Below are 22,118 nucleotides of genomic sequence, written 5' to 3' on the forward strand. Positions count from 1 at the left end.
GGGGAGCCATCATGCACGTCGCGAAAGACCTGGCACAGGCCATCGGAAACACACCATTGATCCGGCTGCGCAAAGCCAGCGAGGAAACGGGGTGCGAGATCCTCGGCAAGGCCGAATTCATGAACCCCGGCCAGTCGGTCAAGGACCGTGCCGCGCTCTATATCATCCAGGATGCGATCGCGCGCGGCGAGCTCAAGCCCGGCGGCACCATCGTCGAGGGCACGGCAGGCAATACCGGCATCGGCCTGGCGCTGGTCGGGGCCTCGATGGGCTTCAAGACGGTGATCGTGATCCCCGAGACGCAGAGCCAGGAAAAGAAGGACATGCTGCGCCTCGCCGGGGCCGAGCTCGTACAGGTGCCCGCAGCGCCCTATCGCAATCCCAACAACTTCGTGCGCTATTCCGAGCGGCTGGCGAACGAGCTGGCGCGGACCACCAACGAGGGTGTGATCTGGGCCAACCAATTCGACAATGTCGCCAACCGGCAGGCCCATATCGAGACCACCGGCCCGGAGATCTGGCAACAGACCGACGGCAAGGTCGACGGGTTCTGCTGCGCGGTGGGGTCGGGCGGCACGCTCGCCGGAGTCGCCATGGCGCTGCAGCCCAAGGGCGTGAAGATCGCCCTGGCCGATCCCGATGGCGCGGCGCTGCACAGCTATTACACCACCGGAGAGCTCATTGCCGAGGGCGGTTCGATCGCCGAGGGCATCGGTCAGGTGCGCATCACCAGGAACCTTGAAGGTTTCACCCCGGATTTCAGCTACAATGTCTCCGATGAGGAAGCCTTGCCGGTGGTCTTCGACCTGCTGGAACACGAGGGCCTCTGCCTTGGCGCTTCCTCCGGCGTCAACGTCGCGGGCGCCGTTCGCATGGCGAAGGACATGGGGCCGGGTCACACGATCGTGACGGTGCTCTGCGATTTCGGCACGCGGTATCAGTCCAAGCTCTTCAACCCCGATTTCCTGCGCGAGAAGAACCTGCCGACGCCGGGCTGGCTTGACCGGGCCCCGGCATCGATCCCCGGCGTATTCGAAGACATCTGATGCCCATGTTCATGCGATTTATGGCACCTCTGGTGCTGGCGATGACGCTCGCCTTCGGCTCTGCAGCGCTTGCGCAGCCGGATATCGAAAGCGAGGGCTGGGACCGGCTGGCAAGCCAGGCCGAGGAGCAGATCACCGCGGAGACGGTGGATGAGGAGACGCTCGAAGCGCTGCGCGCCGAGATCGCCGCCTATCGCAGCCGCTTTGAGGTGGCCCGTGGCCAGAATGCCGACCGGATCAAGATGCTGCGCGAGCAGATCGCTGCCCTCGGTGTCGCGCCCGAAGGCGAGGGGGCGGAGGAGCCCGCCGATGTTGCGGCCAAACGCGAGGAGCTCACCGACCAGCTCAACACGCTACTGGCACCGGTGCAAACCGCCGAGGCGGCCTTTCTCGAGGCTGACGGGCTGATCCGGCAGATCGACCAGATCATGCGCGAACGCCAGGCGAGGGCGCTGTTGAGCCTGAGCCCGTCACCGCTCAACCCGGCGAATTGGGGGCCTGCCTTTTCCGACCTGATGCGCGGCTATCGCGCGGTCTGGGAACCGGCGGCCGATCAGAAAAGCTCGGGCGACTGGCAATCGCTGCGCGGCAATCTGCCCGTGGTGGTGATGCTGACGCTGGCGGGGCTGGTATTGCTGTTCCGCGGGCGCAACTGGGCAGCGGCCATCGTTGGGCGGCTGCGGCGCTACGGCGCGCGGGGCATCGGGATCTGGCGTTTCGTGGTCTCGCTGCTGCGCATCCTGCTGCCATTCTGCGGCCTGCTGGCGCTGGTCGGTGCGGCGCGGATCACCGGATATCTCGGACCGCGCGGCGACGAGCTTCTGAGGCTGATCCCGCTCATCGGCGGCCTGATGCTGGGCTTTCGCTGGATATCCGAACGGGTCTTTGCGCGTGATGACGACGAGGCATTGCTGCCGGTCGCCCAAAGGCAGCGCAAACAGGCGCGGTTCTTCGTCAGCCTGATCACCGGCGCCATCATCATCGACGTGGTTCTGTCGAGCATGTTGAGCTTCGTTGATTCCGAACCCGCGTCGCGGATCGTGGTGTCCTTCCTGCCGGCGCTGCTGGCCAGTTTCGCGCTGTTCGGGCTTGGCAAGATCCTGCATTCCTACAGTGACGAACCGACGCCGGGCAGCCCCGTGGAAGAGACGCGGATCTCGACGCTGAGCCGGGTGGTGCGCGGTCTCGGTCTTGGCGCGATGCTCGTTGCGGTGCTGGCGCCGCTGCTGATGGCGGCGGGCTATTTCACTGCCGGCGAGGCCTTGCAGCAGCCCTATATCGTGTCGCTGGCGCTTCTGGGCCTTGTCATGGCACTGCAGCGTTTCCTGGCGGATGTCTATGGCGCTGTGACCGGGCAGGGGATCGCCGCGCGCGAGGCGCTGATGCCGGTGCTGTTCGGCCTGCTCCTGTTGCTGCTGGTGATGCCGCTGCTGGCGCTGGCCTGGGGCGCGCGGGTCACCGACCTGACCGAGCTCTGGGGCGCTTTCAGCCGCGGCTTCACCATCGGCGAAAGCCGCATCTCGCCGACCGATTTCCTGACCTTCGCGGTGATCTTCGCCCTCGGCTACGTGATCACCCGAATCCTGCAGGGCGCGCTGCGCAACAATGTCCTGCCCAAGACGCGTATCGACATCGGCGGGCAGAATGCCATCGTTTCGGGGCTTGGCTATGTCGGGATCTTCCTCGCGGCGCTGCTGGCGATCACCGGCGCCGGGATCGATCTGTCCTCGCTCGCCATCGTCGCCGGTGCGCTTTCCGTCGGGATCGGTTTCGGCCTGCAGAACATCGTCTCCAATTTCGTTTCCGGGATCATCCTGCTGATCGAACGGCCGATCTCCGAGGGCGACTGGATCGAGGTTGGCGGACAGATGGGCTATGTGCGCGACATTTCCGTGCGCTCGACGCGGATCGAGACTTTCGACCGTACCGATGTGATCGTGCCCAATGCCGATCTCGTCAGCGGCACGGTGACCAATTTTACGCGCGGCAATACGGTGGGCCGACTGATCGTCGCGGTCGGCGTTGCCTATGGCAGCGACACGCGGCACGTCGAGGCGGTCCTCAAGGAGATTGCCGAGGCCCAGCCGATGGTGCTCGCCAGCCCGCCGCCGACGGTGGTGTTCCAGAGTTTCGGCGCCGATGCGCTCGAATTCGAGATCCGGGCGATCCTGCGGGATGTCAATTTCACCAATGACGTGAAGAACAACGTGAATCACGCCATTGCGCAGCGTTTCGCGGAAGAGGGTATCGAGATCCCCTTCGCACAGCGCGACATCTGGCTGCGCAATCCCGAGGCTCTGCAGGGCTCCGGGACGACATGACCGAGCTGCTGTTTCGCACCGATCCCTATCGGCGCGAGGCGCGCGGGCAGGTGCAGGGCCACACCGGGGAGGGCGGCGTGATCCTCGATGCGACGCTGTTCTATCCTGCCGGGGGCGGTCAGCCCGGGGACAGCGGCTGGCTTGCCTGGGACAATGTCCGTCTGCCCATCGCGACCGCGGTGCGGGGGCCGGAGAACAGCGTGGTGCTGGTGCCGGGAGAACCGCAGCCGCTGCCGCCCGTCGGCGCGCTGCTGAGCCAGAGCCTCGATTGGGAACGCCGCCACCGTCACATGCGGGTGCATACGGCGCTGCACCTGCTGTCGATGCTGCTGCCCCATCCGGTGAGCGGCGGGCAGATCTCGGCCTCGCACGGGCGGCTCGATCTGCAGATGCCGGAACCCCCGCCGGACCGCGCGGCGCTGGAACACGCGCTCAACGCCCATGTCGCCGCCGATCGCCGGGTCGGCGACTTCTGGATCGACCGTCCGGACCTCGCCGCGCAGCCGCGGCTGGCACGTTCCCTCGCCACCCCGGTGACCCGTGGCGAGCGCAAGATCCGCCTGGTACGGATCGGCGATGAGGGCGCGGAAATCGACCTGCAACCCTGTGTCGGCACCCATGTGGAGCGCACCGGCGAGATCGGCGCTCTGCGCCTCGGACGGATCGAGAACAGGGGCGCCGACACGCGGCGCGTTTATCTGCATCTTGACGGTTGATTAGCTCTTGCACTCCGGCCCGGGCGCAAGTTAAACCGCCGCAACGGAGCGGTGGCCGAGTGGTCGAAGGCGCACGCCTGGAAAGTGTGTAGGCGGGAGACCGTCTCCAGGGTTCGAATCCCTGTCGCTCCGCCACTTGCCCCCGCGAAAGCGTTCTCCCGATCCGGCTGCGGCCGGATTTTTCGTCGTCTGCATTTATGAGCCGCGTACTTCATATCGCCTCCCCATGCGCCGGAGCGGGCGCTTGACCTCGCATTTGATCCGCAAGTATGTAAAGAATAAATTTTACGCGCGTATCAATTCCGGAGGCGGGGCGGCGGATGCCAAAGCAGAAGATTCGCAACATGGAAGAGTTCGCCGCGGTCAGTGGCATCTCGCGTCCCACGCTTTCGAAATATTTCAACAACCCCGACAGTGTCCGCAAGTCGACCCGAGAGCGGATCGAGATCGCGCTGGATGAGCATGACTATCGTCCGAACGTCTATGCGATGAACCAGAATCGGCAGACGACGCGCAATATCGGGATCATCCTGCCCTATCTAGCCGACCCTTTCTTCAACGAGATCGGCCGGGCCGTCGAAGTAACCTGCATCGAGGCGGGTTATAGTCCGATCCTGTTGAGCTCGCATGGCAAGCCGGAGCTTGAGGCTGAAAATCTGGACTCGCTGAGATCGCTGAAGCCCGCCGGGGTCTTGCTTGCCCCGTTCGGGCGTGGGTCGGACCGCAAGGCCATCGAGAAGATCGGTCGTGACGTCCCGCTGGTACTGTTTGACGCCAATATCAGCGATACGGGCGAAGCCTTCATCGGGACGGATAATTTCCAGAGCGTCGGCCTGATCGTAGAATATCTGTGCCGCAGCGGCGAGCCTCCCTGTTTCTTCGAAATGGAAACGCCGTCCAACCCCAATGCATTCAAGCGGCGGCAGGCCTATCAGGAGAGCATGGCGCAGCACGGGTATACTGCACATATCTTCCAGGCGCAGGGCGAGGGTTGGGATTTCGAGGAAATTGGTCTGACGGAAGGCGGGGCGATGCTGCGCAAGAGCATCTTCCCGACCAATACGATTTTGTGCAGCAACGACCGGCTTGCGATCGGCATGTTGGCGGCCGCGTATAACCTCGGTCTGAAGGTCGGGCATGGCAAGGGCTGCAGCCTGCGCATCGCCGGGCATGACGACCATCCGTTTTCCCGGTTCACCTGTCCCTCATTGACCACTGTCGCGCAGGATTACGCCGCCATCGCCGAACGCGCGGCAAGCACGCTCTTTCGAATCATCGAGACGAGCGAAGCCCCTGCGACGCGGCTGGAAACATTGTTCGAGGGAAAACTGGTCATGCGCGACTCTGCCTAAGTATTGAGCGATACGCGAAAAAACTATGAATATTTACGCGCGTAAAACTAAAATTGACTTCGCGTAGTAAAAGACGCTAGGTTCTTCCTCACAACGGACGTTTAGGGAGGAACGGATGTCCCATATCAAATCACTCTATGCCGCCACCGCCATGGCCCTCGTGACCGCGAGCGGCGCCTTTGCCGAGACGATTGTGACGATTGCCACGGTGAACAACGGCGACATGATCCGCATGCAGGGCCTTGCCTCCGATTTCGAGGCAGAGCACCCGGATATCAAGCTGGAATGGGTCACCCTGGAAGAGAACGTTCTGCGCCAGCGTGTGACACAGGACGTGGCCGCGAAGGGCGGTCAGTTCGACGTCATGACCATCGGCACCTACGAGGTTCCGATCTGGGGTCAGCAAGACTGGCTGGTGTCGCTCAATGACATGCCCGAAGCCTGGGAGGCGGATGACCTGCTGCCTGCGATCCGCGACGGACTGACCGTGGATGGCGAGCTCTACGCGGCCCCGTTTTACGGCGAGAGCTCGATGGTGATGTACCGCACGGATCTGATGGAGCAGGCGGGTCTGGAAATGCCCGAGGCGCCGAGCTGGGACTTCATCAAGGAAGCCGCCGCGGCGATGACGGACGAGGAGAACGAGGTTTACGGCATCTGCCTGCGTGGCAAGGCGGGCTGGGGCGAGAATATGGCCCTCCTTACGGCGATGGCCAATTCCTTCGGCGCGCGCTGGTTCGACGAGAACTGGCAGCCGGAGCTGAACGGTGAGGAATGGACCTCGGCGGTCAATTTCTACATGGACCTCATGACGAATTACGGTCCCCCCGGCGCGTCGACCAACGGTTTCAACGAGAACCTCTCGCTGTTCCAGCAGGGCAAATGCGGCATGTGGATCGATGCCACGGTGGCAGCGTCCTTCGTCACCAATCCCGACGATTCGACCGTTGCCGACAAGGTCGGCTTCGCGCTGGCGCCGGACAACGGGCTGGGGCGTCGCGGCAATTGGCTCTGGGCATGGTCGCTGGCCGTTCCGGCAGGCTCGGACGCCATCGATGAGGCCAAGACCTTCATCCAATGGGCCACTTCCAAGGACTATACCGCGCTCGTCGCCGAGAAAGAGGGCTGGGCAAGCGTGCCGCCGGGCACCCGCACTTCGCTCTACGAGAACGCCGAGTATCAGGAAGCCGCGCCCTGGGCGGAGATGACGCTCAGCTCGATCAACGCGGCCGATCCGACCGACCCTTCGGTCAAGCCCGTGCCCTATACCGGCGTCCAGTTCGTCGCGATCCCCGAATTCGCCGGTATCGCGACACAGGTCGGTCAGGAAATCTCGGCCGCGCTGGCCGGGCAGCAAACGGTCGAACAGGCGCTGGAGAAGGCGCAGATGCTGACGCTCGACGAGATCGAAGCCGCCGGTTACTGACCAGGTGATCCGGGCGGCGCAGGCCGCGCCGCCCGAGGTCCACCCCTGTTCTTCTTCGCGAAACCCTCGTTTGATCCAAGGCAGCCCGTCGGGCAGTCAACAGGAGAGATCAGCCATGGCAACTCAAAACTCCCGATCCGCGGCCCGCCTGATGTTGGCCCCCGCGGTGATCCTGCTCTTGGGATGGATGCTCGTCCCGCTGGTCATGACCCTGCTTTTTTCCTTCAAGAAATATCTGCCCCTGCGGGGCGGTGACCTGGGCTGGGTGGGTTTTGACAACTACGTGCGTTTCGTGACCTCCAGCGCGTTCTGGCCCTCGGTCTGGGCCACCCTCGCGATCGTGGGCGGCGTGCTGCTCATCACGGTGGTTTTCGGTGTCCTGCTGGCCATTCTGCTGAACCAGCCGATGTGGGGGCAGGGTGTCGTGCGCATTCTCGTGATTTCGCCCTTCTTCGTGATGCCCACGGTGTCCGCGCTGGTGTGGAAGAACATGTTCATGGACCCCGTGAACGGCCTGTTTGCGCATATCTGGAAATTCTTCGGCGCGGCACCGCTGGAATGGCTGAGCCAGGCTTCGCTGCAATCCATCGTCATGATCGTGTCCTGGCAATGGCTGCCATTCGCGACGCTCATCCTGCTGACGGCGATCCAGTCGCTGGACCGTGAACAGCTGGAAGCCGCCGAAATGGATGGCGCAACACCGCTGCAGCGCTTCGCCTATGTCACCCTGCCGCATCTGGGTCGGGCAATCACCGTCGTGGTGCTGATCCAGACGATCTTTCTACTAGGCATTTTCGCCGAGATCTTCGTGACCACCCAAGGCTCCTTCGGCACCCGTACGCTGACCTATTTGATCTACCAGCGCGTATTGGAAAGCCAGAATGTCGGGCTGGGCTCCGCAGGCGGCGTTTACGCCATCATCCTCGCCAACATCATCGCCATCTTCCTGATGCGCATGGTTGGCAAGAACCTCGACAAATGAGGAGGCCATCATGGCGCGCGCAGTAACCAAGCAACGCATGATCATCAACACCGCAGCCGCATGGGCGGTAGGTCTGCTGATCTTCTTTCCGATCCTTTGGACGATCCTGACAAGCTTCAAGACCGAGGCCACGGCGATCGCCGATCCCCCCGTCTTCATCGCCTTCGACTGGACGTTGGAGAATTACGCCACGGTAATGGAGCGCTCGAATTACGCGCGGTTCCTCTGGAACTCGGTGATCATTGCGGGCGGCTCGACCATCCTGGGCATCCTGATCGCCGTGCCCGCCGCCTGGTCCATGGCCTTCGTTCCCTCAAAACGGACCAAGGACATCCTGCTGTGGATGCTCTCGACCAAGATGCTGCCTGCCGTTGGCGTGCTCTATCCGATCTACCTGATCTTCATCGAACTCGGCCTGCTGGACAGCCGCACCGGGCTGGTGATCGTGCTCATGCTGATGAACCTGCCGATCATCGTCTGGATGCTCTACACCTATTTCCGCGAGATTCCGGGCGAGATCCTCGAAGCGGCGCGGATGGATGGCGCGAGCCTGAAGGAAGAGATCCTCTATGTGCTGACGCCGATGGCGGTGCCCGGGATTGCCTCGACATTGCTTCTCAACTTCATCCTGGCCTGGAACGAGGCGTTCTGGACCCTCAATCTGACCGCGGCCAAGGCGGCCCCGCTCACCGCCTTCATCGCCAGCTATTCCAGCCCCGAGGGCCTGTTCTACGCCAAGCTCAGCGCGGCCTCGACCATGGCCATCGTGCCGATCCTCATCCTCGGCTGGTTCAGCCAGAAACAACTTGTCAGCGGCCTGACCTTCGGCGCCGTCAAATAGGGAGACACGGGAACAATGGGACGTATCACACTGGACAAGGTCTCCAAGAAATTCGGCGATGTGGAGGTGATCCCGCCGCTGGACCTGACCATCGTCGACGGGGAGTTCACGGTCTTCGTCGGCCCCTCAGGCTGTGGCAAGTCAACGCTGCTGCGGCTGATCGCGGGGCTGGAGGACACCACGGGCGGGCAGATTCGCATCGACAGCAACGACGCCACCCATGTGCCGCCCGCCAAGCGTGGACTGGCAATGGTGTTCCAGTCCTATGCGCTCTATCCGCATATGTCGGTGCGCAAAAACATTGCCTTTCCGATGAAAATGGCCGGCGTTTCCGAGGATGAGCAGTCGCGCCGCATTGACGCCGCGGCCAAGGCTCTGAACCTCACCGATTACCTGGACCGCCGACCGGGGCAGCTGTCGGGTGGCCAGCGCCAGCGCGTGGCCATTGGCCGTGCCATCGTGCGCGAACCGGCGGCATTCCTTTTTGATGAGCCGCTGTCGAACCTCGACGCTGCGCTGCGGGTCGGTATGCGGCTGGAAATCAGCGAGCTGCACAAACGCCTGCGCACGACGATGATCTACGTCACCCATGACCAGGTCGAAGCGATGACCATGGCCGACAAGATTGTGGTGCTGAGGGCGGGCCACATCGAACAGGTTGGCAGCCCGCTGGAGCTCTACCGCACACCGCGCAACACATTCGTAGCGGGTTTCATCGGCTCACCGAAGATGAACCTGATCGAAGGCGAGGAAGCGGACAGGCACGGCGCCCATACCATCGGCATCCGGCCCGAGCATATCGACGTGGTCGAGGAAAACGGAACCTGGCAGGGCACGGTCGGGGTGGCCGAGCACCTTGGCTCCGACACCTTTTTTCACGTCCACAACACGGGCCTGACCGAGACGCTCACGGTGCGGGCGCTGGGCGAAGTAACCCTGCGCCATGGGGACACGATCCACCTGTCGCCGCGCGCCGAACAGATCCACAGGTTCAACGCACAAGGTCTGCGGATCGAATGACGCGACAGATGGAGAACCCCGAACTTGGGTTGGCTGATATGACGACATCTCTTTCGCTTTCGACGCTCTCGCAGCTTCCGCCGCGCGTAGCGGTACCCTCCTATGAGCGTGCCGACCTGTCGCCGGGCATCCTGCATATCGGTATGGGCAATTTTCACCGCGCCCACCAGGCGGCCTATCTGGACCGGCTGTTCAATCTGGGGATCGATCATGACTGGGCCATCGTCGGAGCCGGGATCATGCCCTTTGACGCCGCGCGCCGCGCCGCGCTTGCGCCGCAGGACTGGCTCAATACCGTGGTCGAGTTGAGCCCCGAGACCTACGCGGCGCGCGTGACCGGCGCGATGATTGATTTCTGCCCGATCGACGCGCAGGCGATCATCGAGCGGATCGCCGATCCCGCGATCCGCATCGTGTCGCTGACGATCACCGAGGGCGGTTATTTCATCGACGCCGTAACGGGGCAATTCGACGCCGCGCATGCGGACATCCGGCACGATGCGGCCATGCCGGACGCGCCGATCACGGTCTTCGGCATCCTGCTGGCCGGTCTGCGCCTGCGCAAGGGGAAGGGGCATCCGCCGCCCACCATCCTGTCCTGCGACAACATCCCCGAGAACGGCCATGTCGCGCGGCAGGCGCTTGCCGGGCTGGCGGCCCTGATCTCGGACGAGTTGCATGATTGGATCATGGATCAACTGGCCTTTCCCAATTCGATGGTGGACCGCATCACCCCCGCCACATCAGAGGCCAAGCGCGCCATGGTGGCCGACATTTTCGGCGTCGAGGATGCCGCGCCCGTCGTTTGCGAGCCGTTCACCCAATGGGTGATGGAGGATAATTTTCCGCTGGGCCGCCCGGCCCTGGAAAAGGTCGGCGTGCAGTTCGTCAACGATATCGCTGCTTTCGAGACGATGAAGCTGCGCATCCTCAATGCCAGCCATGCGGCGCTATCCTATCCGGCGGCGCTGATGGGCTTTGACTGCGTGCATGATGCAGTGGCCGACCGCGATATCGCGGACTGGATCGGACAGTTGATGCGCGATGAGGTCATACCTTTGCTCGCACCGATCCCCGGCGTGAATTATCGGGATTATCTCGCAACCTGCCTCGACCGCTTTGCCAATCCGGAAGTGCGCGACACCATCGCGCGTCTCTGCCAGGACGGGTCGAACCGGCAGCCCAAATTCATCCTGCCCACGATTTCCGAGGCGCTGGCGGCGGGGCGTCCGCTCGACGGGCTTGCGCTGGAGGTGGCGCTCTGGTGCCGGTACTGCGCGGAAAGCGCAACTCTCGACGATCCGCGCGCCGATACACTGCGTGACGCGGCCCGCGCAGCGCGGCAGAGACCGGCGGCGTTTCTAGCGATGACCGAGGTTTTCGGCACGCTGGGGGAGCAGGAAAGGTTCGCGCGCGCTTTCGCCCGCCAGATCGAGGCGGTCTGGTCCGGCGACGTCCGCTCGGTTTTGCGCAGTTTCTTGAACAGGAAAGCAGGATGATATGATCTTATGCTGCGGTGAAGCGCTCATCGACATGATCCCAGCCACGACGACCGAGGGGCAGGGCGGTTTCATCCCCTGTCCCGGGGGCGCGGTCTTCAATTCTGCCATCGCGCTGGGCCGACTGGGCGTGCGCGCGGGTCTGCTCACCGGTCTTTCCACCGATATGTTCGGTGTGCAGCTGGCGGAAGCGCTGGAAGCCAGCCATGTCGACGCCAGTCTCGCGATAAGGTCCGACCGACCAACGACGCTGGCCTTCGTGCAGCTGATCGAAGGGCAGGCCAGCTACAGCTTCTTTGACGAGAATTCAGCCGGGCGCATGTTGACCAAAGGCGATATGCCCTCCTTGCCGGAGGAGATAACCGCGTTGTTCCTTGGCGGTATCAGCCTTGCCTGCGAACCCGCGGCGGAAGCCTATGCCGACCTGCTGGCACGAGAAGGCGCGATGCGCGCCGTGATGCTGGACCCAAACATCCGACCCGGCTTTATCGAGGATGTCGAGCGTTATCGGGCGCGGCTGGGCAAGATGCTGGCGCAGGCGGATATCGTCAAGCTCTCCGACGAGGACCTTACCTGGTTGGTGCCCGACGCAAAATCGCTGAAGGACAGGGTCGCGGTCCTGCGCTATAGCGGACCTGCTGTGCTGATCGTGACCAGTGGTCGCGCAGGTGCGACCGGCTTTCTGCGGGATGGCGCGGAAGTGCATGTGCCCGCGGCCGAGGCAAAAGTCGTCGATACGGTGGGCGCTGGCGATACGTTCAACGCGGGCGTTCTTGCGAAACTGTCGCAGAAGGGTCAGCTGCGAAAGGACGCGCTGGGCGCATTGTCGGCGCAGGACCTGCGCGAGGCGATGGAACATGGCGCGAAAGTCGCCGGTATCACGGTGTCGCGCGCCGGGGCCAATCCACCCTGGGCCGGGGAAATCTGAGATGACTTTTCTTCCGGACTACCTGTATCAATTTGCGGAGTTTCATGTTAGCGCTAACAAGCGTAGCTGGCCCGTTGTTCAAACCGCTGCTTCAAAGGAGAGATGAGATGACTACCAGAATTGCGATCAATGGCTTCGGGCGCATCGGGCGCGGTGTTCTGCGTGCGCTGATCGAGACCGACAGGTGCGATATCGAGGTCGTTGCGATCAATGACCTGGCACCGGCGGAAACGCTGGCCCATCTGCTGAAATACGACAGCGTCCACGGTCGCCTGAATGTGCCGGTCGAGATCTCGGGAGAAGAGCTCCATGTCGGTCGCCACCGCATCCGCCTGAGCGCGCTGCGCAATCCCGCCGACCTGTCGTGGCAGGGCGTGGACGTCGCCTATGAATGTACCGGGCTGTTCACGGATCGGGACAAGGCGGCGTTGCACCTCCAGAACGGTACCAGCCGCGTCCTCATCTCGGCCCCCGGCAAGGATGCTGACCGCACGGTGGTCTACGGGGTCAACCACGGCGATCTCACGGCGCAGGACGTGATCGTCTCGAACGCGTCCTGCACCACGAATTGTCTCGCCCCCGTCGCCATGGTTCTGGACGCAGCCTTCGGCATCGAGACCGGCTACATGACCACGATTCATGCCTTTACCGGCGATCAGCCGAGCCACGACACGAGCCACAAGGATCTCTACCGCGCCCGGGCGGCGTCGCTGTCCATGGTGCCGACCTCGACCGGTGCTGCGCGTGCCATCTCGCTGGTCCTGCCCCAGCTCGCAGGCAGGCTCGAAGGCTCAGCCGTGCGGGTGCCCACGCCGAACGTGTCGCTGATCGATCTGACCTTCATGGCGCGCGAGCCTGTCACGCGGGAGGCGATCAACGATGTCATGCGGGCCGCGGCGTCGGACGGGCTGGCGGGCATCCTCAGCTATGAGGAGGATCCGCTCGTCTCGATCGATTTCAACCACGATCCGCATTCCTCGTGCTTTGCCGCGGCGCAGACGGCGGTGACGGCGGACGGGCTGGTCCGGGTCGTCAGCTGGTATGACAACGAATGGGGCTTCTCCAACCGGATGATCGACACGGGTCAACACATGGGCAGGCTTCTGTACGACGCCGCCCCGCAGCGGCTGGCAGGCTGACGCCATGGTGTCGCGCGTCATTCCCGTCGATCCGTTCGACCTGGTCATCTTCGGCGCGACAGGGGATCTTGCGCGGCGCAAGATCATTCCCGGCCTGTTCCACCGTTTCGTGGTGGGGCAGATGCAGCCTGCCGCCCGGATCATCGGCGCAGCGCGCTCCGAGACAACGCAGGAGGCGTTTGTTCAGCTGATCCGCGACAGTCTTGAGGAATTCGCTCCGAAAGCGGCTGAACAAGGCCCGGAGATCGCCGCCTTTCTGGAAACGCTGCGCTATGTCCGCGTGGATGCCGTGGGTGATGCGGGATGGCGCGAGCTGGGGCAGCATTTGCGACCCGATGCCCTGCGCGCCTTCTATCTGTCCGTCTCGCCTACGCTATTCGGAGCAATCGCAGACAATCTGAACGCACATGGCCTTGCCACGCCCGAAAGCCGGATCGTCGTGGAAAAGCCCTTTGGACACGATCTTGCTTCGGCAAGGGCGTTGAACGCGGATCTGCGGCGTGGCTTCGACGAGGGTCAGATCTATCGGATCGACCATTACCTGGGCAAGGAGACGGTGCAGAACCTGATGGTGCTCCGCTTTGCCAATTCCCTATGGGAGCCGCTTTGGAATTCCACGCATATCGATCACGTACAGATCACCGTGGCCGAAAGCCTCGGCGTCGAGGGGCGGGGGGAATATTATGACCGTTCGGGCGCGATGCGTGACATGGTGCAGAACCACCTGATGCAGCTCTTGTGCCTCACCGCGATGGAGCCGCCATCGCGGTTCACGCCCGACGCGGTGCGCGACGAGAAAGTGAAGGTGATCGAGGCGCTCGACCCTGTCGAGCCGTCCCATATCGTCCGGGGGCAGTACCGTGCAGGAAATGGCGAAGGGGGCTATCGCGATCACGCCAATGATCCGCAGACCCTGACGGAAAGCTTCGTCGCCATGAAGGTGAATATCGGCAACTGGCGCTGGGCGGGGACGCCCTTTTATCTGCGCACCGGCAAGAAGCTGCGCGCGCGCACCTCCGAGATCGCGATCATGTTTCGCGACCCGCCGCATATGATCTTCCCCAAGATGGAAGGTCGCCGCGGCAATGCGCTGATCATCAGGCTGCAACCCGATGAGGGCATCACCCTGCGCACCACGATCAAGGAGCCGGGGCCCGGCGGCATGCGGATGGCCGAAGTTTCGCTCGATATGACCTTTGCCGAGGCGCTCGGCGCCGATGCAGAGGCCCAGGACGCCTACGAGCGGCTGGTCATGGATGTCATTCGCGGGGATCAGACCCTCTTCATGCGCGGGGATGAGGTCGAGGCCGCCTGGGCCTGGGTCGATCCGATCATCCGCAGATGGGAGGAGGACCGCCAGGCGCCGGCGCCCTATGACCCCGGGAGCTCCGGGCCGGAAGATGCGTTGATGCTGCTGCACCGTGACGGACGCCGATGGCGGTAAATGCAGCTATGATGACAGGACCGATGCCCTGTCCGGATTTTTCATTGTCGGCGACGCGCCCTGCGGGTGTGCGTCGCGCGAAAGGAGAGCCAAGATGACCGCAGTGAACGACACCGTCAGACGGGTCACGGACCGAGTTATCGCCCGGAGCGAAACGAGCCGTATGGCCTATCTGAAGACGATGGAGGCCGCGCGCGCGAAAGGCCCGGCCCGGGCGCATCTGTCCTGCAGCGGGCAGGCACATGCCTATGCCGCCTCCGGTCCCGACAAGGACAGGCTTGCCACCACCAGCGTCGGCAACCTCGGGATCGTGACCGCCTATAACGACATGCTTTCGGCCCATCAGCCGTTCGAGCGCTTCCCGGACCTGATCCGCGAGGCCGCCCGTGAGGCGGGCGGCACGGCGCAGGTTGCGGGCGGTGTGCCCGCCATGTGCGACGGCATCACCCAGGGCGAGGCCGGCATGGAGCTGTCGCTATTCTCGCGCGACGTGATCGCGCTGGCCGCGTCCGTGGCCCTCAGCCACAACACGTTCGACGCCGCAGTGTTTCTTGGGGTCTGCGACAAGATCGTGCCGGGGCTGGTGATCGCGGCGCAGGCATTCGGGCATCTGCCTGCGGTCTTCCTGCCTGCCGGGCCGATGGAGAGCGGGCTGTCCAACGACGAAAAGGCCAAGGTGCGCCAGCAGTTCGCCGCCGGTGAAGTCGGTCGCGATGCGCTGATGGCCGCGGAGATGGCCGCCTATCACGGACCGGGCACCTGCACCTTCTACGGCACGGCCAACACCAACCAGATGCTGATGGAGTTCATGGGGCTGCACCTGCCGGGTGCGAGCTTCGTGACGCCCAATACCGACCTGCGCGACGCGCTGACCCGCGAAGGCGCCAGACGCGCGCTCAGCCTTACTGCGCTGGGCAACGATTATACCCCTGTTTGCGACATTCTCGACGAACGTGCCTTCGTGAACGGGATCGTGGGCCTCAATGCCACCGGCGGGTCCACCAACCTGCTTATCCACCTTATCGCGATGGCCCGCGCGGGCGGGATCATTCTCGACTGGCAGGATTTCTCGGAACTGAGCGACATTACGCCCCTGACCGCGCGGGTCTATCCCAACGGGTTGGCCGATGTGAACCATTTCCATGCCGCCGGGGGGCTCGGCTACATGATTGGCGATCTGCTCAACGCGGGTCTGTTGCATCCGGATACCAAAACGGTCGCCGGTGTCGGGCTCGAGCACTACACCAAGGATCCGGTGTTTGCGAATGGCGAACTCGATTGGCGGGAAGGGCCGGGCGAAAGCCTGAACGACAGGATCCTGCGCCCTGTCCGCGATCCGTTCCAGCCCACCGGCGGCCTCAAGCGCCTGACGGGATCGCTCGGGACCGCAGTCATGAAGGTATCCGCCGTGGCCAGCGAGCATCAGGTTGTCGAGGCGCCGGTGCGCGTTTTCCATGACCAGGACGAGGTCAAGGTCGCATTCAAGGCAGGCGAACTGACTGGCGACGTGATCGTCGTCGTCCGTTTCCAGGGGCCCAAAGCCAATGGCATGCCCGAATTGCACAGCCTGACGCCGCTTCTGTCGATCCTGCAGGGGCGGGGCCAAAAGGTGGCGCTCGTGACCGACGGGCGCATGTCCGGCGCTTCCGGCAAGGTGCCCGCTGCGATCCACGTATGTCCCGAGGCGGTGGACGGCGGGCCGATCGCCCGGCTTCGGGACGGCGACCTGATGCGGATCGACGCGACCCAAGGCACGCTCGACATCCTGACGCCCGATGTGCTGGATCGGGCCGTCGTCACGCCCGACCTTTCGGCGAATGCCGCGGGAACCGGGCGCGAGCTTTTCGCGATGTTCCGCAACACGGTCGGTTCTGCCACCACCGGCGCGACAATTTTCGGAGGTTGATGCCATGACCCTTTCGCCCAAAGACGCCAGCCAACGTACCCGTGAGATCTGCGCATTGGCGCCGATCATTCCGGTCCTGGTCATAGAAGACGTGACGCATGCCCGCGCCCTCGCCGAAGCGCTGGTGGCCGGTGGCCTGCCCGCACTGGAAGTCACGCTGCGCACGCCGACCGCGCTCGAAGCCATCCGTGCCATGAGCGAGGTCGTCGGCGGACATGTGGGGGCCGGAACATTGATCGCGCCCGAGGATGTCCGCGCCGCCAAGGCGGCGGGCGCGACCTTCGGCGTGTCCCCCGGCGCGACCGATGAATTACTGGCGGCCTGCGAAGAGGAGGACCTGCCGCTCCTGCCGGGAGCGGCCACCGCCACCGAAGCGATGCGCCTTCTGGCGCGGGGATATGACATGCTGAAGTTCTTCCCGGCCGAAGCCTCCGGCGGTGTCCCTGCGCTGAAGGCAATCGGCGCGCCGTTGCCGCAGGTCACGTTCTGCCCGACAGGCGGGGTCAATCCAGCCAATGCGGGGAGCTACCTCGCGCTGTCAAACGTCCTCTGCGCAGGCGGCAGCTGGGTGGCCCCCGCAGATCTGGTCGCCGCCGAGAACTGGGCCGCGATCGAAACCCTGGCGCGGGATGCGACGGACCTGCGGAGCATGGCGTGACCGGTAAGGGCAGCGGGGGTGGCAAGTTGCGGTCCTGAGCATGCAACCCCGGTTCGCACTTGGCTCAAAGAGCGTATGGCCTGCTGCGGCATCAATGTCGGTGAGACTTTCGGAACGGCGTCTTCAATTGACATTTCGCTGCGGTTTGGGCTGCTTTGCCCTATGTCTTCAAGGGGAAGTCGAGAGGCGGTCACTCAACGCCATGCGCGCTAATTTTTGGCGCAGTTCAGTGCGGCATCAGATGTCGCATGGCAAAACCGGTGTCGAAAGCGCGAAAATCGCCCCGAGTAGAGCGCTTTATAGATTATTTCCAACCTCTCAGTTGGAGTTTGGCTCCGGCGGTAGGGATCGAACCTACGACCAATTGATTAACAGTCAACTGCTCTACCGCTGAGCTACGCCGGAACGGTAGGGGCGATATAGCAATGGGAATCTGGGGCGTCCAGAGGGATTTTCGAGAATTCTGGAAAAAACTTGAAGATCGTCTCAGTGCCGGTAGAAAACCGCTTCGGGAGTCAGGGCGCCGCGGCAGGAGACCCGGGATTTTCCCATAAGGTCAATAAGATGCGCCAGGACGTTGCGGCGGGCGGCGGGAAACAGGGCGGTGGGGGTCTCCGTGTAGATTGCCGCGGCGAGGCTGGCGGCGTCGGCCGGGCCGCGGGCGAGCGCTTCCAGAATCGCCGCTTCGCGGGCGCGGCGGTGGGCGATCAGCCAGTCGAGCCGCGCAGCCGGGGCGTCGATCGGAGCGCCATGGCCTGGATAAAAGTGCCGCCAGGCGCGGCCCTGCAGCCGCTCGCAGGAGTGCATGAAGTCGCTGAGATCGCCTTCGGGAGGCGAGACCAGCGAGGAAGCCCAGCCCATCACGTGATCGGCGGTGAAGCAGATGTCCCCCCAGGCGAAGCACAGGTGATTGCCGATATGTCCCGGCGTATGCAGGGCTTCAATCCGCCAGCCCTCGGCCTCGATGATGGCGCCGTCGGGCAAGGCAATGTCGGGTGCGAAATCCCGATCGACCCCTTCGCCGCCACCGACGGCGCCATTCTCTGCGAGGCGCTGCATGATCGCGGAACGCCCTGCCTCGGCCCCGCCGAAGGCCAGCACCGGGGCGCCGCAGGCCTCGGCCAGGGGGCGTGCCAGCGGCGAATGGTCGAGATGCGTGTGGCTCACCAGGATATGGGTGATGCGCTGGCCGGATTGCACGGCGGCGAGGATCGCGGCGAGGTGCTGCGCCGAATCCGGGCCGGGGTCGATCACCGCCAGCTCGCTCTGCCCGATCAGATAGGTATTGGTGCCGCGATAGGTCATAGGCGAGGGATTGGGCGCCAGGATGCGACGCAGCCCCGGCGAGAGAATTTCCGCGTGGCCGACAGGTGGATCGAAGTCATCGGGTGCGGACATGGTTTGGCCTTTCGCTGGGGCAGGGCGGTGGCTAAGGTCTAGCGCATGTTCTCAGCCTGGCTCAAACGCTACATGCCGCGCGGCATCTATGGGAGGGCGGCGCTGATCCTGCTACTGCCCGTGGTGTTTTTGCAACTCGTGGTCACGGTGATCTTCGCGCAGCGCCATTTCGAGGGTGTCACCACGCAGATGACCAACACGGTGCTGCGTGAGCTGGCGCTGGTGCTCGACACGGTCGATACTCTGTCCGAGCCCGGGGAGATCCCGGCGGCCGTGCAGGCGCGTGCCGGGCAGCTGGAGATCGCGGTCACGTCGATCGCGCAGGCCGATATCCCGGAGCAGAACCGCATGGTCTGGTACGATTATTCGGGCCGGGTGCTGTCGGCGCTGCTGGCCGGGGAGCTGCCCGGATTTCGCGCGGTCGATCTCAGCGAAAGCAGCGCGGTGCGGCTCTTCATCGACCATCCGCTGAGCGCGCTGGAGATCGATTTCGACCGGCGCCGGATCTCGGCCGCCAACCCGCATCAGATGTTCGTCTACACGCTGTTCTTCGGCATCCTGATGACACTCATCGCCTCGGTCTACCTGCGCAACCAGCTGCGTCCGATCAAGCGGCTGGCGCGGGCGGCGCAGGCCTTCGGACGCGGACGGCACGAACCCTATGTTCCGGCCGGGGCCGACGAGGTGCGCGCCGCGGGTGCTGCTTTCGTGGACATGCGCAGCCGGATCGAACGGCAGATCGAGCAGCGCACCCTGATGCTTTCCGGGGTCAGCCATGATCTGCGCACGCCGTTGACGCGGATGCGGCTCAGCCTGTCGATGCTCGAGGATGAGGAGGCCGAGGCGCTGCGCGAGGATGTCGATGACATGCAGCGGATGCTCGATGAATTTTTGAACTTCGCAAAGGGCGCTGCCGAGGGTGAGCCCGAAGTGGTCGATCCGCATGTGATGATGGCGCAGATCGTCGCCGATGCGCAGCGCGCCGGGCGGGACGTGACCCTGCTGCCGCCCGAGGGCGACGGGCATGGCAAGGTCACGCTGCGCCGCTCCGCTTTTCGCCGGGCGGTCGACAACCTGATCTCCAACGCCGTACGGTATGGCGCGCGCGCCGAAGTGTCGGTGCTGTTGACGGACAAGACCCTGCGGGTGCGGGTCGAGGATGACGGGCCGGGGATTCCCGAGGCGCGGCGCAGCGAGGCGATGCGGCCCTTTTCGCGGCTCGACCCGGCGCGCAATCAGGATCGCGGCGGCAGTGTTGGGCTTGGCCTTGCCATCGCCACGGATATCGCCCGCGCCCATGGCGGCGTGCTGCGCCTGGGCGAATCCACCCGGCTCGGTGGTCTGCGCGCTGACATCGTGGTGGCGCGCTGAGCCTGCCGAGCGGGGCGGCCCTGTGGACCCGATCGGCGTCGCTCAGAAAACTTCGGCCAAAATGCAGCTATAATGCGACAAGGTCCCTGTCATTTCGCGGTTAACACTTACAATTTTAAGGAAGTTTGCTAGGTAAGGGTCAGGTAATCTGGAGTGGGTTCATGTCGCGTTATATCATCGTTGCCAAGGGGACCAAGCCGCTCGGCCCGAATGAGATTCATGCCGGTTCGACGATCGAGGTCAAGGACGGGGATGTCTTCGTCGTTTCGGCTTCTGCCGACAAGGAGGTCACCTTCGTTTCCGGCGACGGCGCAGCAAAAGATTTTTCTGTTGAGTTCAACGAAAGCAACGACAATAATTTCAATGTTAAATTCGGCGAAAACCTGAGCCCGAATATCAGCATTGCGGACAATGTCGATCTGTCTGACATATCGCTCGACGCCGATAAATCTGCCGGGATCGCGCTTGAGATCGGAAATAATGCCAAGCTGCAGAAAATTTTTGGGTCGAAGGATGGCGATGACAGAATCCTGATCGGGGACAACTTCAATTCTGGCGATATCCAGCTTGGCAATGGCGACAATCTACTCAGAATTGGTGATAATGCCAATCTTCACAACCTGCACAGCGGGACCGGAAATGACCGGATCAGCATCGGCGATAATGCTGAAATCCACAATATACATACCGGCAAGGGCGACGACGAGCTGCGAATTGGTGACAATTTCACCGGCAAGAACATCAAGACGGAGCACGGCAACGACACGGTCTGGATCGGCGAAAATGCGGATGTAAACAAGGTCGATGGCGGCAAGGACCATGATGTTCTGAATTCGAAAACGCAGAATCTCGACAGGAAACACTTTGAAGAATACGACACCGTCTGTTTCGTCCGTGGCACGCGCATTGCCACCGCCGAGGGCGAAGTTGCGATCGAGGATCTGCAGGTTGGTGATCTGATCCAGACCGTGGACCACGGTCTGCAGCCGATCCGCTGGATCGCCGGGTCCAGGGTGCGCGGCGTCAGCCATCTGGCGCCGGTGCTGATCCGTGCGGGTGCGCTCGGCAATCGTCGCGATCTGCTGGTATCGCCGCAGCACCGCATGATGCTGCGCGGCTGGCGTGCGGAGTTGCATTTTGGTATAGTGGAGGTACTGGTTCCCGCCAAGCATCTGATCAACGACAGCACCATCCGCCAGGTGGATACCGCCGAGGTCGAATATTTTCACATGCTCTTCGACCAGCATGAGATCGTCTTCGCGGAAGGCGTGGAGAGCGAGAGCTTCCATCCCGGTGCCATTGGCATGGGCAATGTCGACGATCTCGCCCGCGAAGAGATTTTCGCATTGTTCCCGCAGCTGCGCGCAGATCTCGACAGCTATGGCGGCAGCGCGCGCGGGAGCCTGAAAGCGCATGAGGCCCTGCTCCTGAGACCGACGACCACCGCGGCCTGACAGCGTCAAGCCTCGCTACTTCAATATTTTTCGCATGGAACCGACCGCAGGAACGTGGCCGGTTCCAGTTGCGTAACATCATTTTTCGCAGGTTTCTGCCCGCCGGGGCGCGGTCCATGTCGGCCCGTCCACCCGGCGTTCTTCGCAGAAGGTTCAATTTCAAACTGATACAAAGAGGCTTGACAGATAGCAGTATTGTAAAATTATTTGTGGAAAATTCTAACTGAATTTCAATTTCGTAATGATTTGAGCCACAAATGCGTAAGCGCATCGCGCCTACCCGCGATTGTTTTCAGCCATTCCCAAGACATGCAAGGCAACATGAAAAGCGACAAGCTCACTTTAAGTTTCGCAAAAAAAGCAATAACTTAGAGCGTGTTGCGTTCAATCGGTTTCATATCCAGCAGCCTTGAAGAAGTTGTAGCATTCCTCGTCAGTGAAGAGTTCACAAACGTGACCGACGGCGCGCCAGAGATCGTCGTAGGTTCGCGCAGCCGCTCGCCGGATGAGGGCCTTGAGTTTGGCGAATGCCATTTCGATGGGATTGAGATCGGGGCTGTAGGGCGGCAAGAAGAGAAACCAAGCGCCGAGCTCGCGCATGGCATCGGCGGCCCTGG

Annotated in this window: 18 protein-coding genes and 2 tRNA genes; 17 read left to right on the forward strand and 3 right to left on the reverse strand. The window is 63.1% G+C overall.

The genetic code is table 11. The annotated features are described in order from the left end of the window. Positions 1 to 11: 11 nt before the first annotated feature. The 15 genes from ACFSUD_RS16170 to eda all read left to right on the forward strand — a co-directional run bounded on the left by ACFSUD_RS16170 (position 12) and on the right by eda (position 17,278). The gene (locus tag ACFSUD_RS16170) at positions 12 to 1,046 is read left to right on the forward strand and encodes a cysteine synthase A (RefSeq protein WP_386375543.1); all 1,035 of its coding nucleotides are present in this window, start codon (positions 12 to 14) and stop codon (positions 1,044 to 1,046) included. Continuing rightward, positions 1,046 to 3,367 (forward strand): DUF3772 domain-containing protein, encoded by a 2,322-nt coding sequence (locus ACFSUD_RS16175; protein WP_386375544.1) that lies wholly within the window; start codon positions 1,046 to 1,048, stop codon positions 3,365 to 3,367. Before ACFSUD_RS16170 ends, ACFSUD_RS16175 begins: the two co-directional genes overlap by 1 nt. After that, entirely contained in the window at positions 3,364 to 4,083 is a 720-nt protein-coding gene (locus ACFSUD_RS16180) for an alanyl-tRNA editing protein (protein WP_386375545.1), read from the forward strand. The genes ACFSUD_RS16175 and ACFSUD_RS16180 overlap by 4 nt, the downstream gene beginning before the upstream one ends. 45 nt (positions 4,084 to 4,128) lie before the next feature. Continuing rightward, positions 4,129 to 4,218: transfer RNA gene (locus tag ACFSUD_RS16185), tRNA-Ser, on the forward strand. A 185-nt stretch (positions 4,219 to 4,403) separates the two neighbouring features. Beyond that, positions 4,404 to 5,435, forward strand: coding sequence for a LacI family DNA-binding transcriptional regulator (locus ACFSUD_RS16190; RefSeq protein ID WP_386375546.1), 1,032 nt, complete (start codon positions 4,404 to 4,406; stop codon positions 5,433 to 5,435). Positions 5,436 to 5,550: 115 nt separating this feature from the next. Next, positions 5,551 to 6,861 carry an ABC transporter substrate-binding protein gene (locus tag ACFSUD_RS16195; RefSeq protein WP_386375547.1) on the forward strand — a complete coding sequence of 437 codons (1,311 nt, stop codon included), beginning with the start codon at positions 5,551 to 5,553 and terminating at the stop codon, positions 6,859 to 6,861. Positions 6,862 to 6,976: 115 nt separating this feature from the next. Further along, positions 6,977 to 7,843 carry a carbohydrate ABC transporter permease gene (locus ACFSUD_RS16200; RefSeq protein ID WP_386375548.1) on the forward strand — a complete coding sequence of 289 codons (867 nt, stop codon included), beginning with the start codon at positions 6,977 to 6,979 and terminating at the stop codon, positions 7,841 to 7,843. A gap of 10 nt (positions 7,844 to 7,853) precedes the next feature. Further along, positions 7,854 to 8,684 carry a carbohydrate ABC transporter permease gene (locus ACFSUD_RS16205; RefSeq protein WP_386375549.1) on the forward strand — a complete coding sequence of 277 codons (831 nt, stop codon included), beginning with the start codon at positions 7,854 to 7,856 and terminating at the stop codon, positions 8,682 to 8,684. A 15-nt stretch (positions 8,685 to 8,699) separates the two neighbouring features. After that, complete coding sequence (locus tag ACFSUD_RS16210) at positions 8,700 to 9,704, forward strand: ABC transporter ATP-binding protein (protein ID WP_386375550.1); 1,005 nt, start codon at positions 8,700 to 8,702, stop codon at positions 9,702 to 9,704. 38 nt (positions 9,705 to 9,742) lie between these two features. Beyond that, the gene (locus tag ACFSUD_RS16215) at positions 9,743 to 11,203 is read left to right on the forward strand and encodes a mannitol dehydrogenase family protein (protein WP_386375551.1); all 1,461 of its coding nucleotides are present in this window, start codon (positions 9,743 to 9,745) and stop codon (positions 11,201 to 11,203) included. 1 nt (position 11,204) lies between these two features. Further along, a complete protein-coding gene (locus ACFSUD_RS16220; protein WP_386375552.1) occupies positions 11,205 to 12,131 on the forward strand; it encodes a carbohydrate kinase family protein in 927 nt (308 codons plus the stop codon). A gap of 107 nt (positions 12,132 to 12,238) precedes the next feature. Continuing rightward, positions 12,239 to 13,270, forward strand: coding sequence for a type I glyceraldehyde-3-phosphate dehydrogenase (gene gap, locus ACFSUD_RS16225; protein ID WP_386375553.1), 1,032 nt, complete (start codon positions 12,239 to 12,241; stop codon positions 13,268 to 13,270). Between the two features lie 4 nt (positions 13,271 to 13,274). Then, positions 13,275 to 14,714 (forward strand): glucose-6-phosphate dehydrogenase, encoded by a 1,440-nt coding sequence (gene zwf, locus ACFSUD_RS16230; RefSeq protein WP_386375554.1) that lies wholly within the window; start codon positions 13,275 to 13,277, stop codon positions 14,712 to 14,714. 94 nt (positions 14,715 to 14,808) lie between these two features. Continuing rightward, the gene (edd, locus tag ACFSUD_RS16235) at positions 14,809 to 16,620 is read left to right on the forward strand and encodes a phosphogluconate dehydratase (RefSeq protein WP_386375555.1); all 1,812 of its coding nucleotides are present in this window, start codon (positions 14,809 to 14,811) and stop codon (positions 16,618 to 16,620) included. Between the two features lie 4 nt (positions 16,621 to 16,624). After that, on the forward strand, positions 16,625 to 17,278 hold the full coding sequence (gene eda / locus ACFSUD_RS16240) for a bifunctional 4-hydroxy-2-oxoglutarate aldolase/2-dehydro-3-deoxy-phosphogluconate aldolase (protein WP_386375556.1): 654 nt from the start codon (positions 16,625 to 16,627) through the stop codon (positions 17,276 to 17,278). Between the two features lie 330 nt (positions 17,279 to 17,608). Here eda and ACFSUD_RS16245 read toward each other — a convergent pair. Further along, positions 17,609 to 17,683: transfer RNA gene (locus ACFSUD_RS16245), tRNA-Asn, on the reverse strand. A gap of 81 nt (positions 17,684 to 17,764) precedes the next feature. Continuing rightward, entirely contained in the window at positions 17,765 to 18,676 is a 912-nt protein-coding gene (locus ACFSUD_RS16250; RefSeq protein WP_386375557.1) for an MBL fold metallo-hydrolase, read from the reverse strand. A 45-nt stretch (positions 18,677 to 18,721) separates the two neighbouring features. Here ACFSUD_RS16250 and ACFSUD_RS16255 point away from each other — a divergent pair, with 45 nt between their 5' ends. Together ACFSUD_RS16255 and ACFSUD_RS16260 are read left to right on the forward strand one after the other, a co-directional pair. Continuing rightward, positions 18,722 to 20,047 (forward strand): ATP-binding protein, encoded by a 1,326-nt coding sequence (locus ACFSUD_RS16255; protein ID WP_386375558.1) that lies wholly within the window; start codon positions 18,722 to 18,724, stop codon positions 20,045 to 20,047. Positions 20,048 to 20,208: 161 nt separating this feature from the next. Further along, positions 20,209 to 21,501 carry a Hint domain-containing protein gene (locus ACFSUD_RS16260; RefSeq protein WP_386375559.1) on the forward strand — a complete coding sequence of 431 codons (1,293 nt, stop codon included), beginning with the start codon at positions 20,209 to 20,211 and terminating at the stop codon, positions 21,499 to 21,501. Between the two features lie 384 nt (positions 21,502 to 21,885). Here the strand turns inward: ACFSUD_RS16260 and ACFSUD_RS16265 are convergent. Further along, positions 21,886 to 22,118 (reverse strand): transposase (locus ACFSUD_RS16265; protein WP_386375560.1); only part of this gene is annotated, 233 nt, incomplete at its 5' end.

Origin of the sequence: Sulfitobacter aestuarii (assembly GCF_042685005.1) — a bacterium.
In the GTDB taxonomy this organism is placed as follows: domain Bacteria; phylum Pseudomonadota; class Alphaproteobacteria; order Rhodobacterales; family Rhodobacteraceae; genus Sulfitobacter; species Sulfitobacter aestuarii.